We start from the raw sequence: 11,725 nt of genomic DNA, 5'->3' as shown, positions 1-11,725 counted from the left end.
ATTTTCTCCCTGCGCAGGCGCTAGCATCCATCGCCAGGCGCGGCGTCTGACTGCGCGACAATAATAAGAACAGGGTCTGCCTGATGGACCGACTTCAACCGTGCGTTTTGTCTGCCAATGGTGTGCTCCGCCAGAGTCTGCTGGACCTGCTGGGGCGCAGTGAAGATTTTGCCCTGACCTTGTTGCTGGCCCCTGCGGGCTCCGGCAAGTCGACCTTGCTGCAGCATTGGCGCGCTCGCTGTGCGGCGACGCTGGTGCATTACCCGCTACAGGCGCGGGACAACGACCCACTGTGTTTTTTCCGCCATCTGGCCGAAGGCATCCGCGCCCAGGTCAATGATTTCGATACCTCCTGGTTCAACCCGTTGGCGCTGGCGTCCAGCCTGTCACCACGCTTGTTGGGCGAGTTGTTCGGCGATGCGCTGGAGCGGGTCGACGGGCCGCTGTTTATCGCCTTCGATGATTTTCAGTGGATCGAGTCGCGCAGCATTCTGGAGGTGATGGCGGTGCTGTTGGAGCAGCTTCCGAGCCATGTTCATCTGATCATCGCCAGCCGCAATCACCCAGGCTTTGCTCTGAGTCAGCTGAAGCTGGAAAACCGCCTGCTGTGTATTGATCAGCACGACTTGCGCCTGTCCGCCGAGCAGGTACAGCAGCTCAACCACCACCTGGGCGGGCAGTCGCTGAATCCGGATTACCTCGACAGCCTGCTGGGTATGACCGAAGGCTGGGTGGCCGGGGTGAAGATCGCCTTGTTGGCCTATGCGCGTTTCGGCACCCAGGCATTGCAACGGTTCAACGGCAGCCAGCCGGAAATCGTCGATTACTTTGGCCATGTGGTGCTGCGGCAGTTGCCACCGCCGCTGCGCGAGTTTCTCCTCTGTTGTGGGCTGTTCGAGCGTTTTGACGGTGCGCTCTGTGACCATGTGCTGCAGCGCACGGGTTCGGCGCTGTTGCTGGAGGAACTGGCTGAGCGGCAGTTGTTCCTGCTGCCAGTGGAAAACCAGCCCGGCAGCTTTCGCTTCCATGCGCTGTTGCAGGACTTTCTCTGCCGACGCCTGCTGATTGAGGAATACGCCCGTCTGGATCAGTTGCACAGCCGTGCGGCGGATTACTTCATGCATCTGGGCGAGCATGAGCAGGCTTTGCAGCATGCCCGCCACTGTGCGGGTCAGCAGCTGTTTCTCGGGCTGCTGGAGCAGAGCTGCGCGGCCTGGGTTCGCAGCGGCCAGTTCGGTGACATCCTGCGCTGGCTGGAGCCGTTGCCGGAAGCGCTGCTGCTGGATCAGCCTAAGCTCTTGGGCTGGCTGATTGCCGCGTTGTCACTGTCGCGGCGTTTTCATCAGGCGCATTACCACCTGGAATTACTCGATGACCTACAGGAGCGCGCACCGAGCGCGAACCTGGAGCCGGCTACGCGGCAGTTTCTCGCTCTGCTGCTTGGCTTGTTCGAACAGGACAAGGACTTTGAGCCGCCGCCGACCTGGCGTGAGCTGCTTGGGCCAGGGCAGGATCTGGAAATCCGCGCCTGTACTCTGGCGGTGATTGCCTACCAGCACCTGCTGGCTGCGCGTCTGCAAGAGGCCACTCGCTTTGCCAGTGAGTCCAAGCAACTGCTGGCGCAATGCGGGCACAGTTTTCTGGAGAGCTACACCGACCTGATCATCGCCCTGTGCCACCGCAATGCCGGGCGCGCCACTCACGCACGCAAGCAGGTGTGTCTGGATTATCAGGGCACCGATCCGGCCTCGCCGGCCTGGGTCAACCGCGCCACGGCAATGGTGGTGGTGCTCTACGAGCAGAATCAGCTGGATGAGGCGCAACAGCTGTGCGATGAGCTGATGGCGATGGTCAACTCGTCTTCGGCCACCGAGGCGATTGCCACGGTTTACATCACCCTGTCGCGGCTGCTGCACCGGCGTCAGCAGCACGCTCGGGCCAGTCGCTTGCTTGATCAACTGTCATGCATCCTGCAACTGGGCAACTATGCGCGGTTTGTCAGCCAGGTGGCTCAGGAAAGTATGCGCCAGGCTTGGCTTGGCGGTAAGGCAGCCGCCATGGACGCGGTGGCCCAACGTTATGATCTGCCGGCGCGTTTGCAGGCCGGGGAGTGGGAAACGGTGCGGCCTTATGATGAGAGCTGGGAGCGTTTGGGTCTGGCTTGCGTCTACTGGTTGCAGGCGCGCGGTGCGCAAGTGCAGGCGGCGCGGATTCTCAAGGTGCTCGGTGCGGCGCTGCAGCGCAGTGAAATGCGCGCGCGACTGCTGATCGTCGAGGCCAATCAACTGGTCTTGGCTGCGCCCACACAGAGCAAAACCCAACAACTGGAGGCGCTCAGCCGTCTGGTGGAGGCCCATGGCATCGTCAATATCAACCGCTCGGTATTTGATGAGGCTCCTGGTTTTGCTGCGGGTGTGCTGAGTCTGGTACAGGCCGGTTTGCTCGCCGTGCCAGACAAGTACCGCGAGCACTATGCTGAATTCCTGCAGGGTGAACAGACCGTGCCGCCGTTTGATCCACTGGCCAGTGGCCTGCTCACCGGGCGGGAAGTGGAGGTGTTCGAGTGCCTGCTCAGCGGGCTGTCGAACACGCAGATCAGCGACAAGACCGGTATTGCCCTGTCCACCACCAAATGGCACCTGAAGAACATCTACTCCAAGCTCAATGTCTCCAGCCGCACCGAGGCGATTCTCGCCGTACGGCCGCGCGCCTCACTCAGCTAGACCCCCACCCTCCCACCGACTGATTGGCGACCACCCCTCCGCGGGAGGGGGGCGTTGCGCCAGCACGACCAATAGGCTTGATCCTGCGCTGCTATGTCGGTAGCCGCCTTGTCCGTACAACAATAAAAACGGGAGCAATTGCCATGTCGGTATGGGTCACCTGGCCAGCTTTGACCAAGCTGGGAACGCTGGGCGTAGTCTCCGGACTACTGGTGCTGGCGGTCGAACGCCAGTCGTTGTTCGAGAACAACCTCTTCGATGTTGAACGCTATGCCGGCTACAACGCCGAAATCACCTGTGACGCCCGCAGCCTGGCGGCCCGCACCGAGGATGGCACCTGTAACATTCTCAGCAACCCGGCCGAGGGCTCGGTGTACCGGCGCTTCGGGCGCAACGTCAACCCGGCGGTCACCCATGGTGAAACCAGCACGCTGCTCAGCCCCAACCCACGTGAGGTGAGTAACAAGCTGATGGCGCGTGGCGAGTTCAAGCCAGCCCCCAGCCTGAACTTTATTGCCGCCGCCTGGATTCAGTTCATGGTCCATGACTGGTTCGACCATGGCCCGAATGCCGATGCCGATCCGATCCAGTTCCCGCTGCCGCCGGGCGATGTGCTGGGCAGTGGCAGCATGTCGGTCAAGCGTACCCAGCCTGACCCGAGCCGTAGCAGCGCCGATGCGGGCAAGCCGCAGACCTACCGCAACCACAACACCCACTGGTGGGATGGTTCGCAGCTCTACGGCAGCAACAAGGCCACCAATGACAAGGTCCGCTCGTTTGTTGATGGCAAGCTCAAGGTCAATGCCAACGGCACCCTGCCCAGCGAACTGCTCAGCGGCAAGCCGGTCACCGGATTCAACGAAAACTGGTGGGTGGGGTTGAGCATGCTGCATCAGCTGTTCACCCTTGAGCACAACGCCATCGCCAGCAAACTCAAGCAGAAGTACCCGACGCAGAGCGATCAGTGGCTGTACGACCGCGCGCGGCTGATCAACTCGGCGCTGATGGCCAAGATTCACACCGTGGAGTGGACCCCGGCGGTGATCGCCAACCCGATCACCGAGCGTGCCATGTACTCCAACTGGTGGGGCCTGCTCGGCCAAGGCGGCCCGCGTGACGACTTCCAGGCCGAAGTGCGCATGCTGCAGGCGGATTTGGCCAAGTCCGACTCGTTCGTCAAACGCATCCTCGGTTTCGACCCGAATGTTGCGCCGGGCGTTGGCAACAGCGCCATCGACCACGCCCTGACCGGCATCGTCGGCTCCACTGCGCCCAATAACTATGGTGTGCCGTTCACCCTTACCGAGGAGTTCGTTGCGGTGTACCGCATGCACCCACTGATGCGCGACAACGTGCAGGTGTATGACATCGGCTCCAACCAAGTGTCGCGTACCATCGCTGTGCAGAACACCCGCGACCGTGATGCCGAGAACCTGCTCAATGTCGAGCGTCCGGAGCGTCTGTGGTACTCCTTCGGTATCACCAATCCGGGCTCGTTGACGCTGAACAACTACCCGAACTTCCTGCGCAACCTGTCGATGCCATTGGTCGGTGATATCGACCTGGCCGCCATCGACGTGCTGCGTGACCGTGAGCGTGGCGTACCGCGCTATAACGAATTCCGCCGGCAGATCGGCCTCAACCCGATCACCAAGTTCGAGGACCTGACCAAGGACGCCGCGACCCTGGCCGAACTCAAGCGCATCTACGGCAACAACATCGAGCGCATCGACACCCTGGTGGGCATGCTTGCTGAAACCGTGCGCCCGGAAGGTTTTGCCTTCGGCGAAACGGCCTTCCAGATCTTTATCATGAACGCTTCGCGCCGCCTGATGACCGACCGCTTCTACACCAAGGACTATCGTCCTGAGGTGTATACCCCGGAAGGCATCGACTGGGTCGAGCACACCACCATGGTTGATGTGCTGCGCCGTCACAATCCGCAGCTGCAAGCCAGCCTGGTTGGGGTGGAGAACGCCTTCAAACCCTGGGGTCTGAACATCCCGGCGGATTATGAAAGCTGGCCGGGTGCCAACAAGCAGGAAAACCTCTGGGTCAACGGCGCATTGCGCACCCAGTATGCGGCGGACAAGCTGCCGGCGTTGCAGCCGGTGAATGTCGGCGGGCTGATTGGCTCGATCCTGTGGAACAAGGTCAAGGTGCGCAGCGACGTGGCCCCGGCCGGTTATGAGAAGCCGATCCATCCGCATGGCGTGATGGCCAAGGTCAAGTTCGTCGCGGTACCGAACAACCCCTACAGCGGGCTGTTCCAGGGCTCCGACAACGGCCTGCTGCGTCTGTCGGTGACCGGTGATCCGGCCGACCGCGGTTTTGCCCCAGGCTTGGCGTGGAAGGCTTTTGTCGATGGCAAACCGTCGGAGAACGTGTCCGCGCTGTACACTCTGAGCGGGCAGGGCAATAACCATAACTTCTTCGCCAACGAGCTGTCGCAGTACGTGGTGCCGGAAGCCAATGACACCCTGGGCACGACCATCCTGTTCTCGGCAGTGAGCCTCAAGCCGACGCTGTTGCTGCTCAACGACATGGCAGAAGTCACTCAGGCGGGCGCTGCTGTGGCCAAGCCCAAGGCGCCGACGCAGATCTACTTTGTGCCGCGCACTGAGCTGCGCAATCGTTTCGCCAGTACACCGCACGATTTCCGTGCCGACCTGTTGACCCTGAATGCAGGCACCAAGGTCTATGACGTGTACGCCACCTCGATGGAGATCAAGACCTCGATCATTCCATCGATCAGCCGCAGCTACGCCACCCAGCGGCGCAACAGTGCAGTGAAGATCGGTGAGATGGAGCTGACTTCGGCCTTTATCGCCTCGGCCTTCGGTGACAACGGCGTGTTCTTCAAGCACCAGCGTAACGAAGACAAATAAGCGTCAGACGCTGCAACGCAAAAGGCCTCGGTAGTGATACCGAGGCCTTTTTATTTTCTGCTGTTTTTTCTGTAAGAGCGGCCCATGCTTGCGATGGTTGTTCGCGGGCATGGCCCTCTCCTGAACGCGAGAGGGTTACTCGCGCAGGTCGATGGCGCCGGGCTCGGCTTTGTCGAACAGGTGGTTTGGGTTGCTCGGCAGAATGCCTGGGCGGTAGTCCTCACGCACATCGCCCAGTACGCGGATATCGCTGTACTTCTTGCCGGACAGTGCGGCCATGCCGGCACCATCGCGTACCACGGTCGGGCGCAGGAATACCATCAGGTTGCGCTTGATACGGGTTTCCTTGGTCGAGCGGAACAGTGCACCGATCAGCGGAATATCGCCAAGCAGCGGCACCTTGGAGTCGGCCTGGGTGACGTCATCCTGAATCAGCCCGCCGAGCACGATGACCTGGCCGTTCTCGGCAAGGATGGTGCTCTTGATCGAGCGCTTGTTGGTGATCAGGTCAACCGCATTGACGCCCTGGCTGGTGGGGGCGATGGAGGAGATTTCCTGCTCGATCTCCAGGCGCAGGGAGGCGCCTTCGTTGATATGCGGGGTGACCTTGAGGGTCACGCCGATGTCCTGGCGCTCGATGGTGGTGAAGGGGTTGTCGGCCCCCGAGGCGCTGGTGGTGAAGGAGCCGGTCTGGAAGGGCACGTTCTGCCCGACGAGGATTTCTGCTTTCTGGTGATCCAGGGTCAGCAGGCTCGGCGTGGACAGCAGGTTGCTCTTGCTGTTGGCCGACAGTGCAGTGATCAGTACGCCAAAATCATCAGTGCCCAGGCCGATGATGGCGCCATCGGGCAGGTTGCTCAGGGTGTTGTTGTCGGTATCGCTGTCGCGATCCTGAATCGCTTGCAGCACCCGGCCAATCGACAGCCCGGTGCCAGCGAAATTGGTGCCACCCAGGCCGCCGGTACTGCCGCGGGCATCCACCGCCCACTGCACGCCCAGGGCGTCACTGATATCACCGGAGACTTCGACAATCGCGGCTTCAACCATCACCTGGGCGCGCGGCACATCCAGCTGGCGCACGATGTCTTCCAGGGTCGCCACCACGTCAGGCTCGGCCAGCAATACCAGGGCGTTGAGGCTTTCGTCGGCGCGAATCAGGATGGTTTGCGGCTTGCCGGTGGTTTCCCCGCCGGCTTCCGGTTTGAGCTTCTCGGAAATCTCGCCGAGGGTTTCCGCCAGGCTCTTGGCATCGCCATGGCGGAGGCGAATCACCCGGGTGTTGGCCGAGCGGCTGGTGGGGGTGTCCAGTGACTGGGCCAGGGCCACCAGTTTGGCCCGTGCGGCCGGCGGGCCGAGCAGAATCAGGCGGTTGGTGCGGCCGTCGGCGATCACCTGAGTGCCCGACGCGCCCTTGGCCTGGCCGCGATCCACGGCATTGCGCAGCACTTCGGCGGTGTCCATGACCCAGGCGTGCTGCAGGTTGAGCACGCTGTAGTCATTCTGGCCTTTCTGGTCCAGCTGGCGCAGCAGGTCTTCAATGCGCTCAATGTTGGCGGTGCGGTCACTGATGATGATGGCGTTGGCCGTGGTGATGGCCGCCAGGTGACCATACTGCGGCACCAGTGGGCGGATCAGCGGAATCAGCTCGGTGGCCGAGCCGTGCTGCACCTGGATCAGTCGGGTTTCCAGACGATCTGGTGCGCTGCGGCCGGCATCCGCATCGGCCTTGGCCTCGGCGTTGGGCACGATGCGCGCCTGATCGCCTTGAGTAATCACGCTGAAACCGTGGGTGGCCATCACCGAAAGAAACAGCTGATAGACCTCGGTCAGCGTCAGTGGGCTGTTGGACACCACGCTGACCTGGCCCTTGACCCGCGGGTCGACGACAAAGGTCTGCCCGCTGATCTGCGCCACCTGATCGATGAATTCGCGGATATCGGCACCCTTGAGGTTGATGGTCCAGCTTTCCTCCTGCTGGCTGGCGCTGGGCGCCACAGCAGTAACGGCAGCACTCAGCGGCAGTGGGCTGCAAGCCAGGCCCGCAGCCAACAAAGCAAAGGTAAGGCGCGAAAGAGTCGGGGTCATCGTGTCAGTTGTTTTCCGTGGGCTGTTCGGTGGGTTCTGGGCTGTCCGGCACGCTGCCGGAGGCCTGCATCTGCTGGCGCAGGGCGTCCATGCGTTCGCGCAGCTGGACCAGGTCATCGGATTCCAGCTCGCTGAGCTGCTCCAGAGGGTCGGCCGCAACCTCGCTGGTGCTGCTTTGCAGGCTGCTGGTCGCTGAGTTGCTGATGGGGAAACTAAGGCTTTCACGGCGGCCATTGCGCAACAGCTCGACGCGGTCGGCGGCGACGGCATGCAGGCGTACACCGCTGCTGATTTCACTGTTGATGGTGTAGCGCTGGGCGCTGCTGCCTTCGCTGCGAATAATCGCGCTGGAGCGCTGCGGGTCGGCATGCACAAAGCTGCCGAGCAGGGTCAGACGCAGGGTGGTGTTGGGTGCAGGGCTGTCGTTGGCCACACTGCTGGTGCCGAACAGCTGACCGATTTCCGTAGGCTGCGCAGTGGTTTGGGCGCTGTGCGCCGAGGTTTCAGTCGTTTTCGCCGGAGTGCGTAACAGGCGCAACCAATCGGCACTTTGCCAGGCCAGGCTGACGCTCATGGCGGTTACCAGCGCAAGGCCCACCAGGGTGGTGGCATGGCGCTGCAGCCAGCGTTGGGAAGCCAAAAAGGGCAAGGGGCGTCACTCCGGAACTTATTATTATGTGGCGTGGATCGCGCGCTGATCATAGACACTTGCCGGGCATTTGGCAGCCCCCCGTTGGGGTAGTGTGTCGATCCGCTCAATGTGCTAAAGATAGCGCGCTGTTTTCATGCTGTTTCCGCCAACTTACAACAATTAATTCACAGAACCCTGGCTTGCTGTCCTGCGTTTGGCGTCCGTTACGTGGCGTCGGGTTACTGTGCTAAAGGCATGTTACGAATGAATGCGCTGCTTATCGAAGTGCCCTCAAGGCGTCTGCCATTCAGCTTTGCCAAGCGCCAAGGGGTGCTGTTGCTGAATGCTGACGGTGTGCCGAGTCTGGCCTACCGGCCAGGCGTTGACCCGGTGGCATTGGCCGAGGCGCAACGTTTTGCCGGCGTACAGCTGCCATTGCAGGCGCTATCGCTAGAGGCTTTCGAACAGGCCCTGGGCAATGCCTATCAGCATGATTCGGCGTCCATGCAGTTGGCCGAGGACATCGGTGGCAGTCTTGACCTGGCCGCCTTGGCCGAGCAGGTGCCGGAAACCGAGGATCTGCTGGAGCAGGAAGACGACGCGCCGATCATCCGCCTGATCAACGCCATCCTCGGCGAAGCGATCAAGGAAAATGCCTCGGACATCCACCTGGAAACCTTCGAAAAACGCTTGGTCGTGCGCTTCCGGGTGGACGGCATCCTGCGTGAGGTGCTGGAGCCCAAGCGCGAGCTGGCGGCGTTGCTGGTGTCACGGATCAAGGTCATGGCGCGGCTGGATATCGCCGAGAAGCGTATCCCTCAGGACGGGCGGATTTCCCTGAAAGTCGGCGGCCGCGAGGTGGATGTGCGGGTCTCGACCCTGCCGTCGGCCAATGGCGAGCGGGTGGTGCTGCGCTTGCTGGATAAACAGGCCGGTCGCCTGAATTTGCAGCACCTGGGCATGAGCGTGCGCGACCGCGACCTGATGGAAGCCACGGTGCGTAAACCCCACGGCATTCTGCTGGTCACCGGGCCGACCGGTTCGGGTAAGACCACCACGCTGTACGCCAGCCTGGTGAGCCTGAATGACCGCACGCGCAATATCCTCACCGTTGAAGACCCGATCGAGTATCACCTCGAAGGCATCGGCCAGACCCAGGTCAACTCCAAGGTCGACATGACCTTCGCCCGTGGCCTGCGTGCCATTCTGCGGCAGGACCCGGACGTGGTGATGGTTGGCGAAATTCGCGACAAGGAAACCGCTGAAATCGCCGTGCAGGCCTCGCTGACCGGTCACCTGGTGCTCTCGACCCTGCACACCAATAGCGCCATCGGCGCGATTACCCGCCTGGTGGATATGGGCATCGAGCCGTTTCTGTTGTCCTCATCCCTGCTCGGGGTGCTGGCGCAACGCCTGGTGCGGGTGCTTTGCCCGCAGTGCAAGGAGGCCTATCAGGCTGACGAAGCCGAGTGCGCCTTGCTCGGCGTGTCCTCGGCAACGCCGCCAACCCTCTATCACGCCCGTGGCTGCGCGCACTGTCATCAGCAGGGCTATCGCGGCCGAACCGGCATCTACGAGCTGGTGGTGTTTGACGACCACCTGCGCACGCTGATTCACAACGCCGCTTCCGAGCAGGACATGACCCGTCACGCCCGCAGCCTCGGCCCGAGCATCCGCGAGGATGGCCGGCGCAAGGTGCTGGAAGGGGCGACCACGGTTGAGGAAGTGCTGCGCGTGACGCGAGAAGAATAATGGCCGCGTTCGAATACCTCGCCCTCGACGGTAAGGGTCGTCAGCAGAAGGGTGTGCTGGAAGCTGACAGCGCGCGTCAGGTGCGGCAGATTCTGCGCGAGCGCCAGCTGGCGCCGCTGGATGTCAAAGCCACGCGTACCCGTGAACAGGCTGGCGCAGGTTCGCACTTCAGTTTTGCTCGTGGTATTTCCGCCCGCGATCTGGCGCTGATCACCCGGCAACTGGCGACTCTGGTGCAAGCGGCGTTGCCGATTGAGGAAGCCCTGCGCGCGGCGGCTGCCCAGGCCAGTTCGCCGCGCATTCAAAGCATGTTGCTGGCGGTGCGTGCGCGGGTGCTGGAAGGTCATGATCTGGCCAGCAGTCTGAAAGAATTCCCCTCGGCTTTCCCTGAGCTGTACCGCGCAACGGTGGCGGCGGGTGAGCATGCCGGCCACCTGGGCCCGGTGTTGGAGCAATTGGCCGACTACACCGAGCAACGTCAGCAGTCGCGGCAGAAAATCCAGCTGGCGCTGCTCTATCCGCTGATTCTGATGTGCGCGTCCTTGCTGATTGTTGGCTTCCTGCTGGGTTATGTGGTGCCGGACGTGGTGCGGGTGTTTGTCGACTCTGGACAAACCCTGCCGGCGCTCACGCGCGGTCTGATTGCCCTGAGTGATTGGGTCAAGGGCTGGGGCTGGCTGGCGGTGATTCTCGTCATTCTGGGTGTGTTCGCCCTGCGTTGGGCGTTGCGTGATGATGCGTTCAAAGCGCGCTGGCACGGTTTGCTGCTGCGCATCCCGCTGGTAGGGCGCTTGATTCGCGCCACTGACTGCGCACGGTTTGCCTCGACCCTGGCGATTCTGACTCGCAGCGGCGTGCCATTGGTTGAAGCCCTGGGCATCGGCGCACAGGTGATCGCCAATCGGGTGATTCGCGCTGAGGTGGTGATTGCCGCGCAGAAGGTGCGTGAAGGTGGCAGCTTGACCCGCGCGCTGGAAGCCAGCGGTCAGTTTCCGCCGATGATGCTGCACATGATCGCCAGCGGCGAACGCTCGGGTGAGCTGGACCAGATGCTGGCGCGTACAGCGCGCAATCAGGAAAACGATCTGGGTGCCCAGGTGGCGCTGCTGGTGGGGCTGTTCGAGCCCTTTATGCTGGTCTTTATGGGGGCAGTGGTGCTGGTGATCGTACTGGCCATTCTGCTGCCGATTCTGTCTCTCAATCAGTTGGTGGGGTAAGCAGTGAATAAGCGTCAATCCGGTTTCACGCTGATCGAAATCATGGTGGTGGTGGTCATTCTGGGGATTCTGGCTGCCCTGGTGGTGCCGCAGGTGATGAGTCGGCCCGATCAGGCCAAGGTCACCGTGGCCAAGGGCGATATCAAGGCCGTAGCGGCTGCGCTGGATATGTACAAGCTGGATAACCATGCTTACCCGAGCACCCAGCAGGGTCTGGAAGCGCTGGTGAAGAAACCCTCCGGCAACCCGCAGCCGAAGAACTGGAACCGCGACGGTTACCTCAAGCGTTTGCCGGTTGATCCCTGGGGCAACGTCTACCAATACCTGGCACCGGGCACCAAGGGGGCTTTCGACCTGTATTCCCTGGGCGCCGACGGTAAGGAAGGCGGCAGCGATCAGGATGCCGATATCGGTAACTGGGATCTCTGA

At 62.0% G+C, this 11,725-nt stretch carries 7 protein-coding genes; 5 read left to right on the top strand and 2 right to left on the bottom strand.

The annotated features are described in order from the left end of the window. The first annotated feature begins 83 nt into the window (after positions 1-83). Positions 84-2,723, top strand: a complete 2,640-nt coding sequence (locus IOD17_RS16400; protein WP_233686108.1) for a LuxR C-terminal-related transcriptional regulator — start codon at positions 84-86, stop codon at positions 2,721-2,723. Between the two features lie 143 nt (positions 2,724-2,866). Next, positions 2,867-5,611 carry a peroxidase family protein gene (locus tag IOD17_RS16395; RefSeq protein ID WP_233686107.1) on the top strand — a complete coding sequence of 915 codons (2,745 nt, stop codon included), beginning with the start codon at positions 2,867-2,869 and terminating at the stop codon, positions 5,609-5,611. Between the two features lie 135 nt (positions 5,612-5,746). Here the strand turns inward: IOD17_RS16395 and gspD are convergent, their stop codons facing one another. Together gspD and IOD17_RS16385 are read right to left on the bottom strand one after the other, a co-directional pair. After that, positions 5,747-7,696 (bottom strand): type II secretion system secretin GspD, encoded by a 1,950-nt coding sequence (gene gspD, locus IOD17_RS16390; protein WP_233686106.1) that lies wholly within the window; start codon positions 7,694-7,696, stop codon positions 5,747-5,749. A 4-nt stretch (positions 7,697-7,700) separates the two neighbouring features. Next, a complete protein-coding gene (locus IOD17_RS16385) occupies positions 7,701-8,345 on the bottom strand; it encodes a type II secretion system protein N (protein ID WP_233686105.1) in 645 nt (214 codons plus the stop codon). A 246-nt stretch (positions 8,346-8,591) separates the two neighbouring features. On the opposite strand from IOD17_RS16385, the gene gspE reads away from it, so the two are divergent. The 3 genes from gspE to gspG are packed head-to-tail and all read left to right on the top strand — an operon-like array spanning position 8,592 to position 11,725. Next, complete coding sequence (gspE, locus tag IOD17_RS16380; protein ID WP_418904285.1) at positions 8,592-10,079, top strand: type II secretion system ATPase GspE; 1,488 nt, start codon at positions 8,592-8,594, stop codon at positions 10,077-10,079. Further along, positions 10,079-11,296, top strand: a complete 1,218-nt coding sequence (gene xcpS / locus IOD17_RS16375; protein ID WP_233686103.1) for a GspF family T2SS innner membrane protein variant XcpS — start codon at positions 10,079-10,081, stop codon at positions 11,294-11,296. The genes gspE and xcpS overlap by 1 nt, the downstream gene beginning before the upstream one ends. Before the next feature lie 3 nt (positions 11,297-11,299). After that, positions 11,300-11,725 (top strand): type II secretion system major pseudopilin GspG, encoded by a 426-nt coding sequence (gene gspG, locus IOD17_RS16370; protein WP_257778607.1) that lies wholly within the window; start codon positions 11,300-11,302, stop codon positions 11,723-11,725.

The sequence above is a fragment of the Pseudomonas anguilliseptica genome, from assembly GCF_021375795.1.
GTDB classification, from domain to species: domain Bacteria; phylum Pseudomonadota; class Gammaproteobacteria; order Pseudomonadales; family Pseudomonadaceae; genus Aquipseudomonas; species Aquipseudomonas anguilliseptica_A.
This window is presented reverse-complemented; position numbering and strand designations above follow the sequence as displayed.

What these genes read in the sequence shown, in the direction of transcription:
- IOD17_RS16400 (WP_233686108.1), top strand. Translation starts at nt 84, where the DNA reads ATGGACCGACTTCAACCGTGCGTTTTGTCTGCCAATGGTGTGCTCCGC.
- IOD17_RS16395 (WP_233686107.1), top strand. Translation starts at nt 2,867, where the DNA reads ATGTCGGTATGGGTCACCTGGCCAGCTTTGACCAAGCTGGGAACGCTG.
- gspD (WP_233686106.1), bottom strand. Translation starts at nt 7,696, where the DNA reads ATGACCCCGACTCTTTCGCGCCTTACCTTTGCTTTGTTGGCTGCGGGC.
- gspE (WP_418904285.1), top strand. Translation starts at nt 8,592, where the DNA reads ATGAATGCGCTGCTTATCGAAGTGCCCTCAAGGCGTCTGCCATTCAGC.
- xcpS (WP_233686103.1), top strand. Translation starts at nt 10,079, where the DNA reads ATGGCCGCGTTCGAATACCTCGCCCTCGACGGTAAGGGTCGTCAGCAG.